This window comes from Kitasatospora sp. NPDC058218 (assembly GCF_042882445.1).
GTDB lineage: Bacteria > Actinomycetota > Actinomycetes > Streptomycetales > Streptomycetaceae > Kitasatospora.
This window is the reverse complement of record NZ_JBHVWC010000002.1, coordinates 144,527-169,061: the sequence shown is the minus strand read 5'-3', so window position 1 is coordinate 169,061 and position 24,535 is coordinate 144,527. Positions and strand designations below refer to the sequence as shown.

19 protein-coding genes are annotated in these 24,535 nt (G+C 74.1%); 6 read left to right on the top strand and 13 right to left on the bottom strand.

Translation table 11 applies throughout. The features are described from left to right. Positions 1-93 precede the first annotated feature (93 nt). From ACFVYI_RS01750 to rsmH, 10 genes are all read right to left on the bottom strand, one after another. A complete protein-coding gene (locus ACFVYI_RS01750) occupies positions 94-930 on the bottom strand; it encodes a cell division protein FtsQ/DivIB (protein WP_387880335.1) in 837 nt (278 codons plus the stop codon). Beyond that, the gene (murG, locus tag ACFVYI_RS01745) at positions 923-2,029 is read right to left on the bottom strand and encodes an undecaprenyldiphospho-muramoylpentapeptide beta-N-acetylglucosaminyltransferase (RefSeq protein ID WP_387880332.1); all 1,107 of its coding nucleotides are present in this window, start codon (positions 2,027-2,029) and stop codon (positions 923-925) included. The genes ACFVYI_RS01750 and murG overlap by 8 nt, the downstream gene beginning before the upstream one ends. Positions 2,030-2,035: 6 nt before the next feature. Further along, the gene (gene ftsW / locus ACFVYI_RS01740; protein WP_387880329.1) at positions 2,036-3,343 is read right to left on the bottom strand and encodes a putative lipid II flippase FtsW; all 1,308 of its coding nucleotides are present in this window, start codon (positions 3,341-3,343) and stop codon (positions 2,036-2,038) included. A 329-nt stretch (positions 3,344-3,672) separates the two neighbouring features. Further along, positions 3,673-5,106, bottom strand: a complete 1,434-nt coding sequence (murD, locus tag ACFVYI_RS01735; protein WP_387880326.1) for a UDP-N-acetylmuramoyl-L-alanine--D-glutamate ligase — start codon at positions 5,104-5,106, stop codon at positions 3,673-3,675. Further along, the gene (gene mraY, locus ACFVYI_RS01730) at positions 5,103-6,164 is read right to left on the bottom strand and encodes a phospho-N-acetylmuramoyl-pentapeptide-transferase (RefSeq protein WP_387880324.1); all 1,062 of its coding nucleotides are present in this window, start codon (positions 6,162-6,164) and stop codon (positions 5,103-5,105) included. Before mraY ends, murD begins: the two co-directional genes overlap by 4 nt. Then, positions 6,164-7,567 carry a UDP-N-acetylmuramoyl-tripeptide--D-alanyl-D-alanine ligase gene (gene murF / locus ACFVYI_RS01725; RefSeq protein WP_387880321.1) on the bottom strand — a complete coding sequence of 468 codons (1,404 nt, stop codon included), beginning with the start codon at positions 7,565-7,567 and terminating at the stop codon, positions 6,164-6,166. Before murF ends, mraY begins: the two co-directional genes overlap by 1 nt. Beyond that, complete coding sequence (locus tag ACFVYI_RS01720; RefSeq protein WP_387880318.1) at positions 7,564-9,216, bottom strand: UDP-N-acetylmuramoyl-L-alanyl-D-glutamate--2,6-diaminopimelate ligase; 1,653 nt, start codon at positions 9,214-9,216, stop codon at positions 7,564-7,566. Before ACFVYI_RS01720 ends, murF begins: the two co-directional genes overlap by 4 nt. 6 nt (positions 9,217-9,222) lie before the next feature. Further along, entirely contained in the window at positions 9,223-11,505 is a 2,283-nt protein-coding gene (locus ACFVYI_RS01715) for a penicillin-binding transpeptidase domain-containing protein (RefSeq protein ID WP_387880315.1), read from the bottom strand. A 141-nt stretch (positions 11,506-11,646) separates the two neighbouring features. After that, positions 11,647-12,249: a cell division protein FtsL gene (locus ACFVYI_RS01710; RefSeq protein ID WP_387880313.1), complete on the bottom strand. Its 603-nt coding sequence runs from the start codon at positions 12,247-12,249 to the stop codon at positions 11,647-11,649. Between the two features lie 40 nt (positions 12,250-12,289). Next, positions 12,290-13,264: a 16S rRNA (cytosine(1402)-N(4))-methyltransferase RsmH gene (rsmH, locus tag ACFVYI_RS01705; protein WP_387880310.1), complete on the bottom strand. Its 975-nt coding sequence runs from the start codon at positions 13,262-13,264 to the stop codon at positions 12,290-12,292. Positions 13,265-13,846: 582 nt separating this feature from the next. Here rsmH and ACFVYI_RS01700 point away from each other — a divergent pair. The 4 genes from ACFVYI_RS01700 (at position 13,847) to ACFVYI_RS01685 (ending at position 19,518) form a co-directional block, all read left to right on the top strand. Then, a complete protein-coding gene (locus tag ACFVYI_RS01700; RefSeq protein WP_387880307.1) occupies positions 13,847-14,389 on the top strand; it encodes a beta-class carbonic anhydrase in 543 nt (180 codons plus the stop codon). Positions 14,390-14,712: 323 nt separating this feature from the next. Further along, complete coding sequence (locus ACFVYI_RS01695; protein WP_387880305.1) at positions 14,713-15,765, top strand: AAA family ATPase; 1,053 nt, start codon at positions 14,713-14,715, stop codon at positions 15,763-15,765. 1 nt (position 15,766) lies between these two features. After that, on the top strand, positions 15,767-17,089 hold the full coding sequence (locus ACFVYI_RS01690; protein ID WP_387880302.1) for a DUF58 domain-containing protein: 1,323 nt from the start codon (positions 15,767-15,769) through the stop codon (positions 17,087-17,089). Then, entirely contained in the window at positions 17,086-19,518 is a 2,433-nt protein-coding gene (locus ACFVYI_RS01685) for a transglutaminaseTgpA domain-containing protein (RefSeq protein ID WP_387880301.1), read from the top strand. Before ACFVYI_RS01690 ends, ACFVYI_RS01685 begins: the two co-directional genes overlap by 4 nt. 105 nt (positions 19,519-19,623) lie before the next feature. Here ACFVYI_RS01685 and ACFVYI_RS01680 read toward each other — a convergent pair whose 3' ends face one another. The 3 genes from ACFVYI_RS01680 to ACFVYI_RS01670 form a co-directional block, all read right to left on the bottom strand. Further along, positions 19,624-20,013: a DUF3040 domain-containing protein gene (locus ACFVYI_RS01680; RefSeq protein WP_329487266.1), complete on the bottom strand. Its 390-nt coding sequence runs from the start codon at positions 20,011-20,013 to the stop codon at positions 19,624-19,626. A gap of 365 nt (positions 20,014-20,378) precedes the next feature. Then, positions 20,379-21,131, bottom strand: coding sequence for a methyltransferase domain-containing protein (locus ACFVYI_RS01675; RefSeq protein ID WP_387880299.1), 753 nt, complete (start codon positions 21,129-21,131; stop codon positions 20,379-20,381). An 85-nt stretch (positions 21,132-21,216) separates the two neighbouring features. Beyond that, entirely contained in the window at positions 21,217-21,780 is a 564-nt protein-coding gene (locus ACFVYI_RS01670) for an SAV_6107 family HEPN domain-containing protein (protein WP_387880296.1), read from the bottom strand. A gap of 563 nt (positions 21,781-22,343) precedes the next feature. On the opposite strand from ACFVYI_RS01670, the gene ACFVYI_RS01665 reads away from it, so the two are divergent. Continuing rightward, on the top strand, positions 22,344-22,973 hold the full coding sequence (locus ACFVYI_RS01665; protein WP_387880293.1) for a DUF4126 domain-containing protein: 630 nt from the start codon (positions 22,344-22,346) through the stop codon (positions 22,971-22,973). Between the two features lie 10 nt (positions 22,974-22,983). Further along, positions 22,984-24,486 carry a phytoene desaturase family protein gene (locus tag ACFVYI_RS01660; protein ID WP_387880290.1) on the top strand — a complete coding sequence of 501 codons (1,503 nt, stop codon included), beginning with the start codon at positions 22,984-22,986 and terminating at the stop codon, positions 24,484-24,486. Positions 24,487-24,535 lie beyond the last annotated feature (49 nt).

Here is a 24,535-nt window from a genome sequence, read left to right as displayed (position 1 = left end):
TCATCAACCGGCTTATGAAACCGGGGTGACCACCAAGGGTCGGGCCGTCACCGAAAGGCGTCAACCCCTCCCCCAGAGAGAGAACCTACCGGATCATCCCGACACCGCCGGCGCCTCCGGTGCACTGACGTCGAAGTTCGTACCCTTCTGACTCATCAGTCCCACCAGCACCCGGGCTTTTCGATCGATCTGCTCCGGGCTCCCCCAGCGCACCGTGACACCCCCGCTGAGCTGCAGCTGGATGTCGTCGTAGGAGTGCACCAGCACCGCCCCGGCCCGCTGCCGGACCCCGGCCGGCAGGCCGGCGGCCACCGCCACCGCCCCCTGCACCAACTGCGGACGGGTGATCACGGTGGCGACGTCGTTCGCCTGCTGACTGAGCCGCAGTTCGACCACCGGCACCCCCGCCGGGGCGGCGTCCTCGGTGGCGAAGCTCACGCCGTCCGCGTCCACCTGGGTGAATCTGCCGTCCTCCCCCTTGACGGCTGCGACCGCGCTGCGCTGGGTGATCTTCACCCGCAGGGTGTGCGGCCAGCCCCGCCAGACCTCGGCGCGGGCCACCCGCGGGATCGCCTCCACCCGCCGCGTGGCGTCGTCCAGGTCCACCCGGGCCAGTGGGCCGGCCCCGACCGTGCCGATCGCCGCGCGGACCTGGTCGACCGTCAGCTTGTCGTCCTGCACCCCCTGCACCGCGACGCTGCGCACGTCCAGTACCGAGGAGAGGAACACCAGCCAGGCCAGCCCGCCCAGCACCGCGGCGCCGAGCGCGCCCAGCACCGCGATGCCCCGCCGGGAGAGCCGGAGCCGGGGCGAGTGGTCCTCGTCCCCGAACTCCACCTCCTCCTGCGGGTACCCGCCCCCGGCCCGACGGCCGGGAGGTGTCCCCCGGCCGCCGGCCGGGGGTGGATCGGCGAGCCGACCGTCAGCCACGACGGCGGCCACCCCTGGCGGCCTCGATCGCCTCGTACACCATGCCGACCAGCAGCTCGTCGGCGTCCCGGCGGCCGAACTCGGCGGCGGCCCGGCTCATGTCCCAGAGCCGCTGCGGGTCGGTGAGGACCGGCAGCACGTTCTGCAGCACCCACTCCGGGGTCAATTCCGCGTCGTCCACCAGCAGGCCGCCGCCGGCCTTGACCATCGGCTGGGCGTTCAGCCGCTGCTCGCCGTTGCCGATCGGCAGCGGCACGAAGGCGGCCGGCAGGCCGACCGCGGCCAGCTCGGCCACCGTCATGGCGCCGGCCCGGCAGAGCATCAGGTCGGCGGCGGCGTACGCGAGGTCCATCCGGTCCACGTACGGCACCGCGCGGTACGGCGGCATCCCGGGGATGTCGTCCACCTGCGGCAGTTCGTTCTTCGGGCCGACGGCGTGCAGGATCTGCACGCCGTACTGCTGCAGCCGCGGCGCGATGGCGGTGACGGTCTCGTTGAGCCGCCGCGCACCCTGCGAACCGCCGGACACCAGCAGGGTGGGCAGCCGCTGGTCGAGGCCGAAGTAGTGCCGGGCCTCGGGCCGGGCCGCGTTGCGGTCCAGGGTGGCGATGGTCCGGCGCAGCGGGATGCCGATGTACCGGGAGTCGCGCAGCTTGCTGTCCGGCGTGGAGACCGCGACGAAGTCGCTGTAGCGGGCGCCGATCTTGTTGGCCAGGCCGGGCCGGGCGTTGGCCTCGTGGACCACGATCGGCACCCCGGCCCGCTTGGCGGCCAGGTAGGCGGGCATCGCCACGTAGCCGCCGAAGCCGACCACCGCGTCGGCGTTGACCCGCTCGATGATCTCCTGGGCGGCCCGGACGGTACCGCGCAGCCGGCCCGGGACGGTGATCAGCTCGGGGGTGGGCTTACGGGGCAGCGGAACGGCCGGGATCAGCTCCAGGTGGTAACCCCGCTCGGGTACCAGCCGGGTCTCCAGGCCGCGCTCGGTGCCCAGGGCGGTGATCCCGATGGACGGGTCGTGCCTGCGGAGGGCGTCCGCGAGGGCGAGGGCCGGCTCGATGTGACCGGCGGTCCCCCCGCCGGCGAGTACGACATGCACCGAAATTCACCGCTCCCTGCGTGCCGGCACCGGGGCCGGGCGCGCTGTGGTTCGTCGTCGTGGCAGCACCCGGGCCAGTCGTCTCCTGATCCGGGAGTTCTTGCTCCGGGCGGCCAGGGCCGCCTTCGCGCCCGAGGTGCTGCGTGCGAGGCACAGCAGCACACCGATCGCGGACATGGCCGACAGCATGGCGGACCCGCCGTAGGAGAACAGCGGGAGCGGGACGCCCGCGATGGGCAGCAGTCCCAGCGCCGACCCCAGGTTGATCACGGCCTGAGCCATGATCCAGGTGGTGGCGGCTCCCGCGGCGTACCTGACGAAGGGATCCTTCGTACCGATGGCCACACGGATACCCGCGTAGCCTAGTGCCGCGAAGAGACCGATCACCGACAGCGTCCCCACCAGGCCCAGTTCCTCGCCCGTCGTGGCGAAGATGAAGTCAGTGTGCGCCTCCGGGAGCTGGCCCCACTTCTCGACTCCGGCGCCGAGGCCCGAACCGAACAGGCCGCCGAGTCCGAACGAGTACACACCGTGCAGCGCCTGGAAGCAGGCGCCGGCCGGGTCGAGCTTGGTCACACCGATGCAGGAGAGCCGTTCGGCCCGGTGCGGGACGGTCACCACCAGGGCGGTGCAGACCACGACGGCGACGCCGAGGGTGGCGACGAACAGCCGCATCGGGGCGCCGACCATCCAGAGCAGGCCGAAGAGCATCGCCACCAGGATCATCGAGGTGCCCATGTCCCCGCCGAGCATGATCATCGCCAGTAGCAGCAGCGCGCCCGGCACCAGCGGGACCAGCAGGTGCTTCCACTGGTCGAGGGTGCCGTTCCGCTGCTTGCGGGCGAGCAGGTCGGCGCCCCAGAGCACCAGTGCGAGCTTGGCGAACTCGGACGGCTGGAACTGGAAGAACCCCAGGTCGAGCCAGTTCCGGTTGCCGTTGACCTCCACCCCGACGCCGGGGATCGCGACCAGCGCGAGCGCGCCGATCACACCGAACATCACGGGGTAGACGATCACGCGGAGCACCGCGACCGGCACCAGGGCGAAGCCGACCAGCAGCGAGAAGCCGAGCAGCACCGCGACCAGCTGCTTGAAGAAGTAGAACTGGGTCGAACGGTGCTGGCCCAGCGCGAGGATCTGTGAGGCCGAGAAGACCATCATCAGGCCGAGCACCACCAGCAGCAGCGTCGCGCCGATGATCAGCAGATAGGGCGTGAGCGGCCGGTCCAGGGTGTACCGCAGACGGGCCCTGAAGGCCCGCAGACGGGCCAGCGGGCCGGCCGACTTGTAGGCGGTCGTGGTGGCCGAGATCACCCGCCACGGATCGGCGGGGCCCTCGTCCGGCCTACCGGAACCGCCCACCCTGCCCTGCCCCGCCACCGCACGCTCCCCTTATTTCTTGTGGCTCGGCTCGCTCCGGGCCGCTCGACCCGGCGCCGACGGTCGGCGCTCCGTCGCTCCTTCGTCGCTCCCGCGCTTGCCCTCCTTGCCCGCCAGCGGGCAGGAGGGGCCCACCCTTTCGGCACCGGCGCGGCCCTTCGGCTCGCTCGCCCGTGCACGGGTGAGCGGAACCAGCCGCGGCCGTGGAACGGGTGGACGAACGGCCCGGCACCCGGGTTCGGGTGGCGGGCCGCCGTACCGCCTCAGCTGTCCGTGAGGTCCCGGACCGCTGCGGCGAAGAGGTCGCCGCGCTCGCCGTAGTTGGTGAACATGTCCATCGAGGCGCAGGCCGGAGCCAGCAGCACCGTGTCACCCGATCGGGCGAGCGACGCGGCCGTCCGGACCACCTCGGCCATCGCCACCGCGCCAGTCTGGCCCTCGGCCGCCTCGATCACCGGGACATCCGGCGCGTGTCGCGCCAGCGCCTCCCGGATCAGCGCACGGTCCTCGCCGATCAGCACCGCCGCGCGCAGCCGCTCGGCCGCGCCCTGCACCAGGTCGTCGAACGCGGCGCCCTTGGCCAGGCCGCCGGCGATCCAGACGACCGGCCGGTACGCGGCCAGCGAGGCCGCGGCGGCATGGGTGTTGGTGGCCTTGGAGTCGTCGATGTACGTGACCCCGTCGACCACACCGACCTCGGCGATCCGGTGGGCGTCCGGACGGAAGGCCCGCAGGCCCTCCCGGACGGCCGCGGCGTCCACCCCGTACGCCCGGGCGAGGGCGGCGGCGGCGAGGGCGTTGGCGATGTTGTGCGGGGCCGGCGGGTGGACGTCAGCGACCGAGCCCAGCTCGGCGGCGTTCTTGGCCCGGTCCGGCACGAAGGCGCGGTCCACCAGCAGGCCGTCGACCACGCCGAGGTTCGACGGGCCGGGCGAGCCGAGGCCGAACCCGATCGCCCGGCAGCCCTCCTCGACGTCGGCCTCGCGGACCAGCGCCTCGGTGGCCGGGTCGGCCAGGTTGTAGACGCAGGCGACGACGTTGCCCTCGTAGATCCGGCCCTTGTCGGCGGCGTACGCCTCCATCGAGCCGTGCCAGTCGAGGTGGTCGGGCGCCAGGTTGAGCACGGCCGCCGCGTACGGGCGCAGCGAGGGCGCCCAGTGCAGCTGGTAGCTGGAGAGTTCGACGGCGAGCACGTCGTACGGCTCCTCGTCGAGCACCGCGTCCAGCACCGAGACCCCGACGTTGCCGACGGCGGCGGTGCGCCGGCCGGCGGCGGTCAGGATCGAGGCGAGCATCTGGACGGTGGTGGTCTTGCCGTTGGTGCCGGTGACGGCCAGCCAGGGGGCCGGCTCGCCGGTGGACGCCAGCGGCCTGCGCAGGCGCCAGGCCAGTTCGACGTCGCCCCAGACCTCGGCGCCGGCCGCCTCCGCGGCGGCGAACAGCGGGCTGCTGGGCGGCCAGCCCGGCGAGGTGACGACCAGCCGGGTGCCCTCGGGCAGGCTGTCGCCGTCGCCGAGGCGGACGGTCACACCCTGGGCCCGCAGCTCGGCGGCGCGGGCCTCCAGGCCCGGGCCGGAGCCGCCGTCCACGACGGTGACCAGCGCGCCGAGGCCGTGCAGCACCCGGGCGGCGCTGATCCCGGAGACACCGAGGCCGGCGACGGCGACCGGCAGTCCGGTCCACTCCGGTCCGGTCATCCCGTCACCCATCCCGCGTAGAAGAGGCCGAGGCCGACGGCCACGCAGAGGCCCTGGATGATCCAGAACCGGACCACGATCAGGACTTCGGTCCAGCCCTTGAGTTCGAAGTGGTGCTGCAGCGGGGCCATCTTGAAGACACGCTTGCCGGTCATCCGGAAGGAGCCGACCTGGATGATCACCGAGAGGGTGATGATCACGTAGAGGCCGCCGAGCAGCGCGAGCAGCAGCTCGGTGCGCGAGCAGATCGCCAGACCGGCCAGGGCGCCGCCGAGGGCCAGCGAGCCGGTGTCGCCCATGAAGATCTTGGCGGGCGAGGTGTTCCACCACAGGAAGCCGAAGCAGGAGCCCATCAGGGCGGCGGCGACCACCGCGAGGTCCAGCGGGTCGCGGACGTCGTAGCAGTTGGGGGTGGCCGAGATCGAGTAGGCGCAGCTCTGGCCGTACTCCCAGACGCCGATGAAGGTGTAGGCGCCGAAGACCATCACCGAGGCACCGGTGGCCAGACCGTCCAGACCGTCCGTCAGGTTCACGCCGTTCGACATCGCGGCGATCATGAAGTACGCGAAGATCACGAACAGCACCGGGCCGACGGACCAGCCGAAGTCCCGGACGAAGGAGAGGTGCTGGGAGGCCGGCGAGAGCCCGCGGTCGTCGCTGAACTGCAGGGCCAGGATCGCGAAAGCGAGGCCCACGAACGACTGGCCGAAGAGCTTCGCCTTGGCCCGCAGGCCGAGCGAGCGGCGCTTGACGACCTTGATGTAGTCGTCCAGGAAGCCGACCAGGCCCAGACCCACCGTCAGGAACAGCACCAGCAGACCGGAGGCGGTCGGGGACTCGCCCGTTATCGCCTTGGTCGCGAAGTAGGCGATCAGCGTCGCCAGGATGAAGGCGATGCCGCCCATGGTGGGCGTGCCCTTCTTGCTGTGGTGCGCCTTGGGGCCGTCGTCGCGGATGTACTGGCCGTAGCCGCGCTTGGCGAGCAGCTTGATCAGGGCCGGGGTCCCGAGCAGCGAGAGGACCAGGCCGATCATGCCGGAGAAGAGGATCTGCTTCATTACTCGGCCGCACCGTCCGCGAGAAGTGTCTCGGCCACCTTCTCCAGCCCCACCGAACGGGACGCCTTCACCAGGACCACATCCCCCGGCCGAAGCTGACTGCGCAGCAGTTCGACCGCCGCGTCCGCGTCGGACACCAGCACCGACTCCTCACCCCACGAACCTTCGTTCCTAGCGCCCAGTTCCATGCAGGCCGCCTCGCGTCCGCCGACCGCCACCAGCTTGGTGACGTCCAGCCGTACCGCGAGCCGCCCGATGGCGTCGTGCTCGGCCAGGCTCTCCTCGCCGAGCTCCCGCATCTCGCCGAGCACCGCCCAGGTGCGGCGGCGCTCCGGACCGCGCCCTCCGATCGAGACCAGCGCCCGCAGCGCGGCCCGCATCGAGTCGGGGTTCGCGTTGTAGGCGTCGTTCACGACGGTGACACCATCGGCCCGGTCGACGACCTCCATGCGCCAGCGGGACAGCGCACCCGCCTCGCTCAGCGCTTCGGCGGTGTCGTCGACGGACATCCCGAGCTCCACCGCCACCGCGGCGGCGGCGAGGGCGTTCGAGACGTGGTGCTCACCGTACAGGCGCAGCTGCACGGGTGCGGAACCGGCCGGGGTGGTCAGCGTGAACGATGGCCGTCCGGTGGAGTCCAGGCGAACGTCCTGTGCCCGGATGTGGGCTTCCCGGGACTCCCCGAAGTACACCACCCGGGCCCTGGTGCGGGAGGCCATCGCGCGCACCAGCGGGTCGTCGGCGTTGAGGATCGCCGCGCCGTCCGCCGGCAGTGCCTCGACCAGCTCGCCCTTCGCCTCGGCGATCGCCTCCTGGGAGCCGAACTCGCCGACGTGCGCGGTGCCGACGTTCAGCACCAGGCCGATCCGCGGCGGGGTGATCGAGGTGAGGTACTCGATGTCGCCCTTGTGCCGGGCGCCCATCTCCATCACCAGGTGCCGGGTGCCGGACTCGACCCGCAGCGCGGTCATCGGGTGCCCGATCTCGTTGTTGAGCGAGCCTGGCGGGTAGACGGTCTCGCCGAGCCGCTGGAGCAGCTGGGCGATCAGGTCCTTGGTGCTGGTCTTGCCGGCCGAGCCGGTCAGCGCGACCACGGTGGTGGCCTCGGCCCGGGCCACCACGGTCCGGGCCAGCTTGCCGAGCGCGTCCACCACGCTGTCGACCAGCACGGCGGGCACCCCGACCGGGCGGGAGGCCAGCACCGCGACGGCGCCGGCGGCGACCGCCTGCTCGGCGTAGTCGTGGCCGTCCACGTGCTCGCCGGCGAAGGCCGCGAACAGGCAGCCGGGGCGCACCTTGCGGGAGTCGACCTCGACCGGGCCGGTCACCGGGGTGTCCGGGTCGGCGCCGTCCAGGGTGCCTCCGACGGCTGCGGCCACCTCTGCGAGGGTCAGTGCGATCACGGCTGCTCTACTCCTCCGGTGCCCCGGGCGGCCGTGGTCCGCGTGATCGAGTCCCGCAGTACCTCCCGGTCGTCGAAGGGGCGGATCTCGTCTCGTACGTACTGGCCGAGCTCGTGGCCCTTGCCGGCCACCAGCACGGTGTCGCCGGCCTGGGCGCGGGCCACCGCGAGGTGGACCGCCTCGGCCCGGTCGGGGACGACCAGGACGGCGCCCCGCTCGGCCTCGGGCACCGAGGCGGCGCCCGTCAGCATGGTGGCGAGGATCGCCAACGGGTCCTCGCTGCGCGGGTTGTCACTGGTCAGCAGGGCGGTGTCGGCGAGCCCTGCGGCGATCGCGCCCATCGGGGCGCGCTTGTGCGGGTCGCGGTCGCCGCCGCAGCCCACCACCACGTGCAGCCGGCCCTTGGTGACCTCGCGCAGCGAGGCGAGCACGGCCCGCAGGGCGTCCGGCTTGTGGGCGTAGTCGACCACCGCGACGAACGGCTGTCCGGCGTCCACCCGCTCCAGCCGGCCCGGCACGCCGGGCACCGCGGCGATCCCGGCGACGACCTGCTCCAGCGGCAGCCCGGCGGTCACCAGCACGGTGATCGCGGCCAGCGCGTTGGCGACGTTGAACGGTCCCGGCAGCGGGACGGAAGCGTCGGCCTCGGCACCGTCGGGGCCGAGCACCCGGAAGGTCGACCCGACCGGGCCGAGCTGGACGTCGACCGCCCGCCAGTCGGCCTGCGCCGCGCCGGTCGCCGAGAACGAGGTGACCGGGATCTTCGCCTCGGCGACCAGCCGGCGCCCGTACGCGTCGTCCAGGTTGGCCACGCCGAGCCGGGACTTGCCGGGCTGGAAGAGCCGGGCCTTCGCCTGGAAGTAGTCCTCCATGTCCGGGTGGAAGTCGAGGTGCTCGGGCGTGAGGTTGTTGAACAGCGCGACGTCGTAGACCACGCCGTCGGTGCGGCCGAAGACCAGTGCGTGGCTGGAGACCTCCATGGTCACCGCGTCCGCGCCGCGCTCGCCCATCACGGCGAGGATCGCGTGCAGGTCGGTGGCCTCGGGGGTGGTGCGCTCGCTCTTGATCCGCTCGTCGCCGACCCGCATCTCCACGGTGCCGATCACCCCGGGGCTGCGCCCGGCGCCGCGCAGGCCGCCCTCGACCAGGTAGGACGTGGTGGTCTTGCCGTTGGTGCCGGTCAGCCCGATCATCAGCAGCCGCTCGGAGGGGCGGCCGTAGACCGCGGCGGCGAGTTCGCCCATCCGGGCCCGCGGCCGGTCGACCACCAGCGGCGGCAGGCCGGAGCCGGCCGCCAGCTCGGCGCCGGCCGGGTCGGTGAGCAGCGCCACCGCGCCCGCGGCGGCGGCCTGGGCCGCGAAGGCCGCGCCGTGGTGGTTGGCGCCCGGGAAGGCCACGTAGACATCGCCCGGGCGCACCGCGCGGGAGTCGTGGGTGACACCGGTGACCGGTGCCCCCTCGACCGGCGCGAGGCCGAGCAGACGGGCCAGCTCGGCGAGCGGCAGGGCCCGCACCCCGACGGGGCGGGGCGGGCTCACGGTGATTTGATCGGGTTTCGGCACGGCGGGAAGGCTATCCGCCGGAGGGCGTCCAGGGCCAAACCGGGCCTTCGCCGTGCCGTCGTGCCGCCCGGCCCGCTCGTTGCTCATGGTCGATCACGGCTTCCACTCGACGGGCAGGTTGGGTGCCTCGCTGCCGCTCGGCGGCACCTGCAGGGTCTTCAGGGTGAACTCCATCACCTGCTTGAACACCGGGCCGCAGAGCTGGCCGCCGAAGTGGCCGTTGACCGGGTCCTGGATCACGCAGGAGACGGTGACCCGGGGCTGGTCGGCCGGGGCGAAGCCGATGAAGGAGGCGGTGTAGCCGCGGTAGCCGCCGGTCTTCGGGTCCACCCGGTTGGCGGTGCCGGTCTTGCCGGCCACCCGGTAGCCGGGGATGGCCGCCTTGCCGCCGGTGCCCTGCTCGTCGGTGACGACCGACTCCAGCATCTCGGTGAGCGTCTTCGCGGTCTGCTCGCCGACCACCCGGGACTGTGCCCCGGGTGCGGCCGGGGTGAACCGCCCGTCCGGCGCGGTGGTGCCCTGGACGACGCTGGGGGCCACCCGCACCCCGCCGTTGGCGATGGTGGAGAAGACCGAGGTGGCCTGCAGCGCGTTCACCGAGAGGCCCTGGCCGAACGGGATGGTGTACTGCTTCGAGGCCTTCCAGTCCTCCGGCTTGTCCAGCAGGCCGGCGGTCTCGCCGGGGAACCCGAGGCCGGTCTGCTCGCCGATGCCGAACTTGCGCAGGTAGTCGTAGAGCACCTTGTTGGCCTCGGGCTGGGTCGCGCCGAGGGTCTGGGCGGCCTCGATGGTGCCGATGTTGGACGACTTGGCGAGCACGCCGGCCAGCGTCAGGTACCAGGTGTCGTGCCAGACGTCGTCCTTGAACGCCACGTCGCCGCGGACCAGCGGGTACGGCACGGTCACCTTGGTGTCCCAGGTGGCCTTGCCGGTGTCCAGGACGGCGGCCATGGTCATCAGCTTGGCGGTGCTGCCCGGCTCGTAGGCGTCCTGCAGGGCCGTGTTGCCGAGCTGGGAGGACTTGGCCGTGCTCAGGTCGTTGGGGTTGAAGCCGGGCGAGGTGGCCATCGCCAGGACCTGGCCGTTCTTCACGTCCTGGACGATCACGTAGCCCTTCTCCGCCCCGGCGTTGGCGACCTGGTCGGTGATGGCGCGCTGGGCGGCCCACTGGATGTCCCGGTTGATGGTCAGCCGCAGGTCGGTGCCGGGCACGGCCGGGTCCAGCGAGCCCCCGGCGGTGGGCACCAGGCGGCCGCCCGCCTGGGCGTAGCTGCTGTGGCCGTCCTTGCCGGCCAGCACCTTCTGGTACTGCGACTCCAGGCCGCCGGCGCCCTCGCCCTCGGCGTTGACGAAGCCGACCAGGTTGGCGGCCAGGCCGTCCGAGGGGTAGACCCGCTTCTGGGTCTCCCGGTTGAACACCCCGGCCAGCGGGTTGACGCACTCGTTGTCCAGCCTGGTCCGGCCGCCCTCGTCCACGGTCTTGTTGAGCAGGCGCTTCTGGGCCGCGCAGGCCCGCGAGCCGGCCTGCTTCTCCAGGCCCGCCTTGAGGTCGCTGATCTGGTTCTTGACGTCCGGGCTCTGCTGGGCGGCGAGCCGCTTGTAGCGGGTCTTGGGGGTGTGCAGATCGGCGGCGATCTTCTCCTTGGGCAGGCCGAGGATCGGGGCCAGCAGCGCGGCCGCCTGCTCGGGGGCGTCCGGGATGCCGGCCGCCCCCGGGGTGAACATGGCCGGGTCGGCGGTGATGTCGTACGCGTCGACGGTGGTGGCCAGTGCCACGCCGTCGGCGGACGTTATCGAGCCGCGCTCGGCGGTGATCGGGATGTCCAGGTAGCGGTTGGTGTTGGCGTCGGCGGCCAGCGCGTCGGAGTCCAGCAGCTGGAGCTGGACGAGGCGGCCGGCGAAGACCGAGAACACCAGGGAGAGCGCCACGGTGACCACCCGCAGCCGGCGGCGCGGGTCGGCCAGCCGGATCGCCCTCGACTGCGGGCGCTGCGCCGGACGGGACTTCGGGCGCGGCCGGCCGGCTGCCTGGCCCCGCAGGGGCGGGCGGCCCTCCGGGCGGCGCTGCTGCGGGGTCCGGGCCGACCGGCCGGCGGCATTCGGGTCCCGGGCCTTGGCCGGCTGGGCCGCCCTGGACGCCTGGGCCTTGGGTGCCTGGGGCTTGGGTGCCTGGGCTTTCTGGGGCTGCGCCGCCGGCGGCTGCTTCGACCGGGCGGGCTGCGGCTTGGCCGGCTGCGCCTTGGCGGGCTGTGCCTTCGGGGGCTGGGCCTTGCCGGCCTGGCCGCGCGGGGTCTGCCGCGGGGCGGCGCCCTTGGCGACGGGTCGGCGGCCACCGGCGCCGCCGGTCCCACCGGTGGGCTGTCGGGGCGTGCTCATGCGCCCACCTCGCTACGCTCGGCAAGCGCCTCGCACAACGCGCACCCTCCGATGACTCGCTCGCTCCGCTCACTCATGCGCCCACCCCGCCACACTCGGCAAGCGCCTCACGCAACGCGCACCCTCTGACGACTCGCTCGCTCATCGGCCCGCACCTCCGGTCGTGGTCGGCGCCGGCTGGGGCGCGGCCGGCGAACCGGCGGGAACGGGAGCGGCCGGAGCGGCCGGATTGATCTGGACGGTGGTGTCACCGCCGGGCGCCGGAGCGGCCGGGGCACCCGGCTGGGTGCTCGGCGACGGCTGCTTCCCGGGCCACGGTTCGGTGGTGGACCGTTTCACCGGGGGGCTGTCCTGGGCCGGTCCGGGCGTACCGAGCACCTTGCCGCCGTTCGGGACGTCCAGGAAGGCCATCCCCCCGGCAGGCACCATGCCGAGCTCGGCGGCCCGGCGGGCGAGCGCGTCCGGCGCGGAGTTCTGGTCGATCTGGTGCTGCAGGCCCTGCTGCTCGTCGGTGAGCACGGTGGTCTGCCGCTGGAGTCTGGACAGCTCGAAGGAGCCCTCGTTGAGTGCGGTGTTCAGGGCCAGCAGTCCGAGCAGCCCGGCCGCGAGCAGGACCACGACCAGGACCGCGAACGGCGTCCTCCCCCGTACTGGGCGCCGCCCCGGCCGGACCGTGATCCGCGCCCTGCCGCCCTGCCCGGGGAGCACCGCGCTCCCCGCCCCGCCTCCGGCCAACGGCCCCACGCTGTCTCCTCCGCCCTTCGGACCCGCCCCGCGAACCTGGTCAGCCCCGGGTGCTTCGGTCCCTGATCCTCTCCGCCACCCGCAGCCGCACGGGCGCGGCGCGCCGGTTCTCCTCGATCTCCGCCTCGGTGGCCAGCTCGGCACCGCGAGTGATCAGCTTCAGCCAGGGCTGGTGCTCCTCCGGGACGAACGGCAGCCCCGGCGGGGCGGTGGTGGTCGCGCCCGCCGCGAGGTACTGCTTGACCAGGCGGTCCTCGAGCGACTGGTAGGACATCACGACGATCCGCCCGCCCAGCGCCAGCGCCTCCAGCGCACCCGGGATCGCCCGGTCCAGCACCTCCAGCTCGCCGTTGACCTCGATCCGCAGCGCCTGGAAGGTGCGCTTGGCCGGGTTCCCGCCGGTACGGCGGGTGGCGGCCGGAATGGCGTTGCGCACCAGATCGACCAGACGCGCGCTGTTGGTGAACGGTTCCTTCTCCCGCTCGCGCAGGATCACCGAGGCGATCTTCCCGGCGAACCGCTCCTCGCCGTACACCTTGAGGATCCTGGCCAGCTGCCCGTGGCTGTAGGTGTTCAGCACCTCGGCCGCGCTCAGGCCCCGGGTCTGGTCCATCCGCATGTCCAGCGGGGCGTCCTGGGAGTAGGCGAAGCCGCGCTCGGCCTCGTCCAGCTGCATCGAGGAGACGCCGAGGTCGAACAGGACGCCCTGCACCCGGGGGATGTCCAGGCGCTCCAGCACCTCGGGGATCTCGTCGTAGACGGCGTGCACCAGGGTGGCCCGGTCGCCGAACGGCGCCAGCCGCTCGGCGGAGAGCTTCAGGGCCGCCGGGTCGCGGTCCACCGCGACCAGCCGGACCTCCGGGAACTGGGTCAGCAGGGCCTCGCTGTGCCCGCCGAGGCCGAGCGTGGCGTCCACCACCACGGCGCCGGGCTGCGAGATCGCCGGGGCCAGCGCGTCCATGCACCGCTGCAACATCACGGGGACGTGCTTGGGGGCCGGATCGTTGGTGCTCATGCGCGGTGGCGCCCTTCTTCGGTGCGAAGCAGCCCGACGTCCGGGAGCTCCGACCATTTTGGCCCACTGTGTGCCGGAGTCGGCGCCTGGGGCGGCGGGTGGCAGCCGCCGGCGGCCGGGACGCGGCCCGTGGTCCCCGCCCGCTCAGGGGGAAGATCGTGACCGCCCGGCGCCGGGGAAGGTGCGCCAGGTGGCACGGAGCGGGTGGAGGCCACCGGCCGCGTCGGCCGTCGCACCGGCCGGAAAACGCCCGGTTGACGGGCCTCGGCGAGTGTGCTCCACTGCGCCGCAACTCTATCGCGGACACCCCGTCAGTCAATGGTCCGCTCCGGCGCACCACCCGGGCGGCGGTACGGATCACCGCAGGTCGCGGCCGTCCGACGGGCCGTCGGGGGCGCCGCCCGGAGGTCGCGCGGCGCGGCCGCGCGCCCCGACCCCGACGAGGCCGGACAAACCCGCCCGGAACACCTCACCGGCCCGTCCGCGATCCCGCCCCGTTGTCGATATGCACTCGGTCACAGCCGCCCGCTCTGTAGCCCTCGGCCCCACCACGGACGCCGAAATCGCACTAACGTCTTCACCATGACAGTGACCCCCGACCGGCCCACGCCGACAGCCGCTGCCGACACCACCGAACCGAACATCATCGACCGCTTCGTGGCGGCCAACCGCGAGTACGCGGTGACCTTCCGCGACGGCGGCATGGACGCCCGACCCGTCCAGCGCATCGCCGTGGTCGCCTGCATGGACGCCCGACTCGACCTGTTCGCCGCGCTCGGCCTCGAACTGGGCGACGCCCACGTCATCCGCAACGCCGGCGGCGTGGTCACCGACGACACCATCCGCTCGCTCACCATCAGCCAGCGCGCCCTCGGCACCCGCTCGGTCGCCCTGATCCACCACACCGGCTGCGGTCTGCTCGGCCTCACCGAGGACTTCCGGCGCGAGCTGGAGCTGGAGGTCGGCCAGCGTCCGCAGTGGGCGGTCGAGGCCTTCGTCGACCTCGACAGCGACGTCCGGCAGTCCATGCAGCGGGTCCGCACCTCGCCCTTCCTGCCGCACACCGACGACGTCCGGGGCTTCGTCTTCGACGTCCACACCGGGCTGCTCCGCGAGATCGCCTGACCCACCCCCCACCGGCCGCTTCCGGCCCGGCCAACGACGTCCGGGCCCCGCCGGAACCCCTCCGCCGCACTCCCCCGCTCCCGACCGGGTGCCCCGCCACCCCACGGCTTCCCGGGCGCTTTCGGCCGGGTGGTGACTTCTGGCCACCGCCCGGGGGAGAATGCGCCTGCCGGTCGGACCCCGAACCACCTGGGGCGGCCAGCCGCAGGCCCCACCCCGGCACCGGCTCCCGCCACGGAACCGCTCCCGGAGGAGCCGCGTCCAGCATGGGGTGGGGGCCCGCCTCGGGGTGAGGCGGGCGCAGTGTGCCAGGGAGCGTACGGGTGACGAGCTACAACGATCAGGCCGGTCTCGAAGGTCGCGCGGGGAGCGACCAGGGGGCGCAGGGCTACCGCCCGGTCGGCCTGCCCGAGCTCGCCGCCGTGGTGGAGCGGGTCCGGGCCAACATCGAGAGCGTGATCGAGGGCAAGCCGGAGGCCGTCCGGATCGCGCTGACGGTCCTGCTCGCCGAGGGCCACCTGCTGCTGGAGGACGTCCCCGGCGTCGGCAAGACCATGCTGGCCAAGGCGCTGGCCCGGTCCGTCGACTGCACGGTGCGACGCATCCAGTTCACTCCGGACCTGCTGCCCTCCGACGTCACCGGCACCAACATCTTCGACCAGCACCAGCGCGACTTCGAGTTCCGCCCGGGCGCGATCTTCGCCCAGATCGTGGTCGGCGACGAGATCAACCGGGCCTCGCCGAAGACCCAGTCCGCGCTGCTGGAGTCGATGGAGGAGCGCCAGGTCACCATCGACGGCACCAGCTACGAGCTGCCCTCGCCGTTCATGGTGGTCGCCACCCAGAACCCGGTCGAGATGGAGGGCACCTACCCCCTCCCGGAGGCCCAGCGGGACCGCTTCATGGCCCGGATCTCGATCGGCTACCCGAGCCCCGAGGCCGAGTTCGCGATGCTCGACGTGCACGGCGGCGCCAGCCCGCTGGAGGACCTCCAGCCGGTCGCGCACGCCTCCGACATCCTCAAGCTGATCGACCTGGTGCGCACCGTGCACATCGCCGACCCGGTCCGCCGCTACGCCGTCGACCTGGTCGGCGCCACCCGCACCAGCCACGAGCTGCGCCTGGGCGCCTCGCCGCGCGCCACCCTGCACCTGGTCCGGGCCGCCCGCGCCGCCGCCGCGCTGGACGGACGCGACTACGTCACCCCGGACGACATCCAGCGCCTGGCCGTCCCGGTGCTCGCCCACCGCCTGATGCCGACCGCCGAGACCCAGCTGAGCCGCCGCACCTCCGAGCAGATCGTGGCCGACCTGGTCGCCCGGCTGCCGCTGCCGCGCCCGCAGGGCCAGGCCGGCCCGGCCCTGCGGAGGGGCTGAGGTGGGACCGTCCGACGCACCGTCGGGCCTGCGCGCCGGCCTGAACGGCCTCACCACCCGGGGCCGCTCCTTCCTCGCCGCCGGGGCCACCTCGGTGGTCTGCGCCTACCTGCTCGACCAGGACGCGCTGCTGCGCGTCGGCGTCCTGCTGGCGGCGCTGCCGCTGGCCGCCGCCCTGCTGCTGGCCAACACCCGCTACCGGGTGGCCAGCGGACGCCGGCTCAGCCCGCGCCGCGCCGTCGCCGGCCACGAGGCCCGGGTCCACCTGCGGGTGGACAACGTCTCCCGGGTGCCCACCGGCCTGCTGCTGCTGGAGGACAAGGTCCCGTACGTGCTCGGGCCGCGCCCGCGCTTCGTGCTGGACCGGGTCGAGCCGCACGGGCACCGCGAGGTCTCCTACCGGGTCCGCTCCGACCTGCGCGGCCGCTACCCGCTCGGCCCGCTCCAGCTGCGGCTCTCCGACCCGTTCGGGATGTGCGAGGTCAACCGCTCCTTCACCGCCGCCGACGTGCTCACCGTCGTGCCGCAGGTGCAGCGGCTGCCGCACGTACGGCTCAGCGGCGAGTGGGTCGGCCAGGGCGAGAGCCACACCCGCACCCTGGCGCTGGCCGGTGACGACGACGTCATCCTGCGCGAGTACCGGCCCGGTGACGACCTGCGCCGGGTGCACTGGAAGTCCACCGCCCGGTACGGCGAGCTGATGGTCCGGCGCGAGGAGCAGCCGAAGAAGGCCCGGGCCACCGTCCTGCTGGACACCCGGGAGACCGGCCACCGCGGCAGCGGCCCGGCGTCCTCCTTCGAATGGGCGGTCAGCTGCGCCGCCTCGGTCTCCGTGCACCTGCTGGAGCTCGGCTACCAGACCCGGCTGCTCACCGACACCGGCCACTGCGTACCCGGCCCGGCCGCCGGCGGCGGGAACACCGCCGCCGACGCCTCCGGCCAGATCCTGGACGCGCTCGCGGTGGTCGACCTCTCCGACGGCGGCGGGCTCTCCCGCGCCGAGGAGCCCCTGCGCAACTCCGGCGAGGGCCTGCTGGTCGCCGTCCTCGGCGACCTGGACGAGGCCCAGACCGCCCGGCTGGCCCGACTGCGGGGCCGCACCGGCGGCGCCGTCGTCTTCCTGCTCGACACCGGCACCTGGGCCGGCCTGCGGATGCTCGCGCCCGACACCGGCGGGGAGGAGTTCCGCGACCGGGTGCGGCAGCTGCGCGAGGCCGGCTGGACCGTCCTGCCGGTCCGCGCCGGGGACTCCGCGCCGGAGCTCTGGCAGGCCGCCGACCGGACTGAGTCGCCCTCCCCCTACCGAGATGAGGCCGGCGCGTGACCACCCGGGCCAAACTGACCGTGTACTCGGCGCTGGCCACCGCCCTGGCCGCGCTCTGCCTGATCCCGCTGCTCACCACCAAGGGCTGGATCACCCACGCCTACCTGGTGATCGCGGTGGTCGCGGCAGCCGGCGCGGGTCTGCGCCGGACCCCGTTCTACCGCTGGACGGTGCCGCTCGGGCAGCTGCTCGTCCTGTTCGTGCTGCTGCTGGTCGGCTTCGCGAGCTCCACCGCCCTCTGGGGCGGCGTGCTGCCCGGCCCCGAGTCGGTGCACACCCTCGGGCAGGTCCTGCGCAGCGGGCTGGACGACATCCAGGAGTACGCCATCCCCGCGCCGCCCGACCCGGGCCTGCGGCTGATCCTGGTCGGCTCCGTCGGTCTGATCGCCATCGCGGTGGACACCGTCGCGGTCACCTACCGGCGCTCCGCGCTGGCCGGGCTGCCGCTGCTGGCGCTCTACTCGGTCGGCAACGGGCTGGCCGGCGACGGCGGCAGCTGGGTCTGGTTCGGCCTCGCCGCCGCCGGCTACCTGGTGCTGCTCTTCGCCGAGGGGCAGGACCGGGTCTCCCGCTGGGGCCGGGTCTTCCGCGGCACTCGCCAGGGCGAGGGCTCCGGCACGCTCAGCCAGGGCGGCCAGCGGATCGGTGTCCTGGCGCTCGCGCTGGCCCTGCTGGTGCCGGCCTTCCTGCCGCGCTGGGAGGGCGGCCTGGTCCACACCGGCTCGGCCGGCGGCTCGGGCGGCATCGGCGCCGGAGGCGTCACCACCCTCGATCCGATGGTCACCCTGGAGGCCGCCCTGGCCGCCCCCAGCGACGTCGAGCTGCTCACCTACCGGATGGACAGCAGCCTCGCGGACACCGCGTACCTGCGCACCGGCTCGCTGGACCAGTTCGACGGCACGGCGTGGAAGCTCAGCAACCCCGCGACGACCGACCTCAAGGACGGCCTCCTCGCGCCCGAGGGCCTGGCGAAGACCGACATCCCGACGGAGCAGGGCGACTTCCAGGCCACCGACAAGCTGGAGTCGAGCTGGCTCCCGATGCCCTACCCGGCCAGCGGCGTCAGCGTCCCCAACCCCGGCGACTGGAAGGTGGACACCCTCACCGGCACGGTGCTCTCCACCAAGGACAAGGCGATCAAGGGCCTGCGCTACAAGGCCACCGCCTACGACGTCCGGCCCACCGCGGCCGAGCTGCGCAGCGCGGGGCCGGTACCGCCCAGGCTCGTCGAGCACTACACCGAGCTGCCCAAGGACCTTCCGCCGGTGGTCCGGGAGAAGGCCCAGGACATCACCAGGAACGCGTCCAACGCGTACGACCGGGCGCTCGCGCTGCAGGACTGGTTCACCGGTCCCGAGTTCTCCTACAACACCAAGATCAAGGCCGGTACCGGCAGCACCGCGATCGCGGACTTCCTGCGCGACCGCAAGGGCTTCTGCGTGCACTTCGCCTCCACCATGGCGGCGATGTCCCGCACCCTGGGCATCCCCTCGCGGGTCGCGGTCGGCTTCACCCCGGGCGACGCCAAGGGCGGCGACCGCTACTCGGTGAACGGCCTGATGTACCACGCCTGGCCCGAGCTGTACTTCCAGGGCTTCGGCTGGCTGCGCTTCGAGCCCACGCCGACCCGTGGCGTGCAGCCCCGCTACACCGAGCCGGTCGCGGCGCCCACCACCGCACCGACCCAGCAGCCGAGCGCCGCCGCGCAGAGCACCGCCCCGGTCGCGGCGCCCTCCAGCAGCAGCGACTGCGACCCCAAGCTGCGCCGCATGGGTGAGTGCGGGGACACGGGCAAGGCCGCGGCCGGCGCCCACGAGGACTCGTGGCTGCTCTCCTGGCAGGTGCTCACCACCCTGGCCGCGGTGCTGCTGGTGCTCGCCCTGCTGCTCACCCCGATGGTCTGGCGGGAGTTGCTGCGCCGCCGCCGGCTCGGTGCGGCCGGGCGACGCCGGCCCGGCGGGGACGGCCCGACCGAGCCGACCGACGCGCAGGTGCTGGCCGCCTGGGACGAGCTGATCGACTCCGCCTGGGACCTCGGCATCCCGCCGGACGAGTCGCGCACCCCGCGCGCCGCCGTCCGCCGGATCGCCGAGGCGGCCGAGCTCGACGAGGCCTCGGCGGCCGCCGCCGGGCGGGTCGCCCTGGCCACCGAGCGGGTGCTCTACGCCCGCTCGGCCGAGGTGTCCACGCCCGTGGCGGCGGACGTCCGGACCGCCCGGAACGGCCTGCGGGCCGGCGCCGGCCGGGCCGGCCGGACGAAGGCGGTGCTGCTGCCGCCGTCCTCGGCCAAGCTCTGGTGGCAGCTCTCGGACGCGGTGCTGGCGGCCCGGCTCGCGGCACGCGGCCGGGTCTCCCGAGCGGCCGCGCCGCTGCGCCGGGGCCGGGAGCGGCTGCGCCGCCGCAAGAGTGGGGACCGCGAGGCGTCCTGACACGGGACGCACACGGAACGCCGACACCGGGCGCACACGAAACGCGAGGGCGGGCAGTCGGATCGACTGCCCGCCCTCGCGGTGTTCCTCGGTGCGGCCGGTGGCTCAGAAGCCGCCGGTCTGCTCGTCCCGGCGGCGCTGCCAGCGCTGCTCCACCCGGTCCATCACCCCCGCCTTGCGGCGCGGCGCCGCAGCCGGCCGGGGGCCGGAGGCCTGGCCCGCGGGCCCGCGGCGCCAGCCGGTGACGGCGAAGACCGCGCACCCGAGCATCACCAGGAACCCGACCACGCTGACCCAGATCTGGTCCGGGACGACCATGCCGCCCATCAGCAGGCCGATGCCCACCACGAAGCCACCGACGGCCAGGTAGACCCGCCGACGTGTGTAGGTGCGCAGGCCGGTTCCCTCGAGCGCCGTCGCGAATTTGGGATCTTCGGCATACAGCGCTCGCTCCATCTGGTCGAGCAGTCGCTGCTCGTGCTCCGAGAGCGGCACGGAGTCCTCCTACTCGTCGGTCGCCGGTGCGACCGGTCCGCCGCCCCGGTCGGGGTGGCAAAGTCCAATCAGCCTTCAGAACACGCGGTCGGACGCCTGTACGGGGGCCCAGGCCCGTGTCGTCCATATGCCCCATGCATCCGGCTGTCATGCTTTCCGGCTTTACCCAGATCATACGGTCCACGGGCCCGTTGCGGGGTGGTCGGCCACGCGAGGGCCGGGCCGTACCGGGCGGTCCGGGCCGCACAGTGCTCAACGCGGCCGGTCCCGGACAAGTGCCCGAGCCGGTGGAATCGGCCGGGACCTGGGGAGCTTCGGCGCAGACGACGAGGAGACCGGCCGGAGAACCGTGGGAGACGCCGGGGTCAGGCCAGGGTGGCCAGCAGGTGGAGCTGGGTGGCCACGGCGTGGAAGGCCGGCTGCTCGGCGGCGGCCGCCTCCAGCTTGAGCAGCGCCTCCAGCGAACCCGGCTCGGTGTCCACCAGGACCCCGGGCACCAGGTCGGCGAAGACCCGGACGCCGTGCACCGAGTCCACCCGCAGGCCGGCGCCGACGGCCAGCCGGTCGAGCTCCTCGCCGGTGAAGCGGCGCGGCATCGGGTCGCTCGCGCCCCAGCGGCCGTCGGCGGCCTCCAGGACGGTGCGGGCGTCGGTGAAGTGGCCCCCGAGCGCGCGGGCCAGCACCGCGCCGTTGCGGTTCGCGGCCAGCAGGCTGACGAAGCCGCCGCGGCGCAGGGTGCCGGCCAGGCTGCCGAGCGCCTCGGCCGGGTCGTCCACGACCTCCAGCACCCCGTGGCAGAGCACCGCGTCGACGGTGCCGGGGGCGACCAGCTCGGGCAGCGTCTGGGTGTCGCCCTGGACGGCGCGGACCAGGTCGGTGACACCGGCCTCGGCGGCCCGGCGCTCCAGCGCGAACAGCGCGTCGGGGCTCGGGTCGACCACGGTCACCCGGTGGCCGAGCCGGGCGACCGGCACCGCGAAGTTGCCGGTGCCGCCGCCGGTGTCGACCACGTCTAGCACGGGCTGGTCCAGCTCGGCCGCCCGCTTCTCCAGGGCTGCCCGCACCACCTCCCACACCACGGCGGTACGCAGGGCGCTGCGGGGACGCGTCGGGTACAAGGTCGGGCTCCTTGGCACGTGCAGATCGATCAGGATGCCTCCACCTTAGGCCCTGTCCGGGCCGGGGGCCGGGCCGCTCCGGCCGTCACCGCCGCGGGGCCGGGTCGTGGCCGTCGCCCTCTCCGTCGTCCGGCGGCAGTCGCGGGGCGGGCGGCGTCGAACGCAGGCCGAGCAGCCGCTCGACCAGCCGGAGGAAGAGCGCGGAGTTGCGGATCAGGTCGTCGGCGTCGCGGGCCGAGGCGGCGCCCCGGATCCCGGCCTCGGCGGCGGCCCGGCGGCGGGCGCCGGCCGCGAAGTACACCGCCCACTCGGCGAGCTCCGGGGCGATCTCGGGCAGCACCTCCCAGGCGCTGCGGATGGCCTGGCGGCGCCGGGGGCTCTTCTCCGGCCGGCCACGCGCGGCGAGCACCGCCGCGACGGTGCGCAGCGCGGCGAGGTGGGCGGCGGCGTACCGCTCCAACGGGTCCTCCCGGGCGCGGGCCCCGGCGAGGGTGCGGTGCGCGTCCGCGAGCAGGTCGAGGGCGGCGGGCGGAGCGGCGACCCGACGCACCACCGGATGGACGTCCCCGGCGGCGGGGCGGTGGGCGTCCGGTCGGTGCGCGGCGGAGTGGAGGCGGGTGGTGACGGGCTCAGGACGGCTGATGGTCATGGTCTCCCCCGGTCCGAGGCAGCGCACGGACCGGGTGGTCCGTGCTCCTCCATCGTGACCGGGGCCACTGACAATGCGGCCGTGCGGCGGTGCACACCCGTTCCGGCCGCGGACACGCGTGCGGGCGGCGGTCCGCCGGCCGGCTCCCGCCGGCCCTGCGCCCCACCGCCCCGCGCCCCGCCGAAGCGCCGCCCCCCACGGTCGCCGCTTCGCAACCCCCTCCGGGTCGCCGGTCCCCCTGACCCCGCTCCGCCGCCCCGTGTCGGCGGTGCGCGGCCTGCGACCGGCTCCGGTGCGGACTCACCGGTGACGTCCGCGGCCCCCGTGCCCGCTGGACGGCACCTGTCCGCCGTCCCGGGGCCGCAGCGCCCGACGCGCCGCCGTCCCGGTGTCACTACTGTCCCGTCTCCGCAGGTCGGAGGCCATCCGCTCAACTACTCAACCGGGCTTCTGAGTATCCGTACTCAGTTCCGCGGGGGCGGGAACCGGCGGCCGCCCGACCGGCGTCCCGGTACGGTACGGCGAGCCGGGCGGATCCCGGCGGGCGCCACGAGGAGGAACGGATGACGATCGTTCCGCTGATCTTCACCAGCGGACTGGCGAGCGGGATCAACGCGTACGCGGTGGTGCTGCTCCTCGGGCTGCTGGGCCGGTTCGCCGGGGCCGAGTCGGTGCCGCCCGCACTGGAGCGCACCGATGTGCTGGTCGCCGCCGCGGTGCTGTTCCTGCTGGAGGCGGTGGCCGACAAGATCCCGTACGTGGACAGCCTCTGGGACACCGTCCACACGGTGGTCCGCCCGATCGCGGGCGCCACCGTCGGCGCGCTGCTGGCGAGCGCCGACCCGGGCTCGCTGGGCGAGGTCGCGGCGGGGGCGATGGGCGGCACCACCGCGTTGGTCAGCCATCTGGTGAAGGCCTCGCTGCGGATGGCGGTCAACACCTCGCCCGAACCGGCCAGCAACATCGTGGTGAGCCTGGCCGAGGACGTCTCGGTCGCCGCACTGGTCACCCTGGCGATCTTCCACCCGTGGCTGGCCGCCTCGATCGCCGCCGTGCTGCTGGCCGTCGGCCTGCTGCTGGTCTGGTTCGCGATCAGCCGGATCCGCCGCTTCCGGGATCGCCGCCGCGAGCGCCGGGCCGCCCGTGCGGCGGGCGTACGACCGGCCGAGAGGGTGCCCGTACCCCGGCCGTAGGATGCGGTCCATGGCACGGATCGTCATCATCGGCGCAGGAATGAGCGGGCTCGCGACGGCCTCCCGGCTGGCGACCCTCGGCCACCGGGTGACGGTCTGCGAGGCGGGCGGGACGTACGGCGGCATGGTCGGCCGGTACGAGCGCGACGGCTTCGCGTTCGACACCGGGCCCGGGCTGCTCACCCTCCCGGCCGTCTACCGCGACCTCGCGCTGAAGACCGGCCGGGAGCCGCTGGAACAGCTGGTCGAGCTGGCCCCGGTGGACCCGGAGAGCCGGCACCTGTTCCCCGACGGCACCGACCTGCTGCTGCCCAACGCGTCCCGCGGCGGCGTGATCCAGGCCCTGGACGCGGCGTTCGGCGCCGGCTCGGGCGCCCGCTGGGCCGAGGTCGTGAACGACGGCCGCACGGTCTGGGAGGCCACCCGCCGCCCGCTGCTGGAGGAACCGCTCCCGGCCGACCCCGGGCCGCTGCGCACCGACCCGTACCCGGCGGCGCCGCCCGCGCCCGGCCTGCTCGCCCGCCTGTTCGGCGCCAAGCCGTGGACCCTCGCCGACGTCGCCGCCCGGCAGCTCGGCGGCCACGACGGGCTGACCGCCCTGCTGCACGAGCACGCCCTGCGCTTCGGCTTCGACCCGCGCACCGCGCCGGCCGGGGCCACCGTACTGCCGTACATGGAGCAGTCCTTCGGCGTCTGGTACGTCAGGGGCGGCATCCGCGCGCTGGCCGACGCGGTGTACCGGCGGTGCGAGCAGCGCGGGGTGGAGTTCCGCTTCGACACCCGGGTCGAGGAGGTGGTGGAAGCGGACGGCCGGGCGTGCGGCGTCGAGACCACGGCCGGCCGGATCGACGCCGACGTGGTGGTCTCCGCGATGGACGCCCGGGTGGTGTTCTCCGAGTACCTCGGCACGGCCGGCTCCCAGGACGACTGGCCGTCGTCGATGCAGCGGCTGCACGACGCCCCCGGCCGCGTCGTGGTGCTCCTCGCGCTGCGCGGGGAGCGTCCCGCCGGCACCGCGCACCGGACGGTGGTGCACGCCGCGGACCGCGCCGCCGAACTGGACGGGATCTTCGGCGCCGGCACCCCGCTCGCGGAACGGCCGACCGTCCAGGTGCTGCGTCCGGACGACGCCTCGCTGCACCCCGTGGGTCACGAGGCCGTGGTGCTCACCGCGACGACCCCGGCGATGGGGCTCGACTGGACCGCTCCGGGCGTTGCCGACCGCTTCGCCGACCGGATGGTCGCGCACGTGGACGCCGCCGGTCTGGGCCTCGGCGAACGGGTGCTCTGGCGGGTGGTGCGCACCCCCGCGGACACCGAGCGGGAGACCGGGTCCTTCTTCGGCTCCGTCCCGCTGCCCGCGCTGGCCGGCGCGCGCGGCGCCTACCTGCAGGCCCCGACCGAGGAGGCGCCCGGTTTCTACCTGGTGGGCGGCGCGGCCCACCCCGGCGGCGGGCTGGCCCGGGTCGGCATGTCGGCCTGCATCGCGGCCAACCTCATCGGCCCGGCCTGAAGCGGCGGCCTGAGAAGTCGCCCGAGCGGTCCGAACAGCGGTCCGGGGA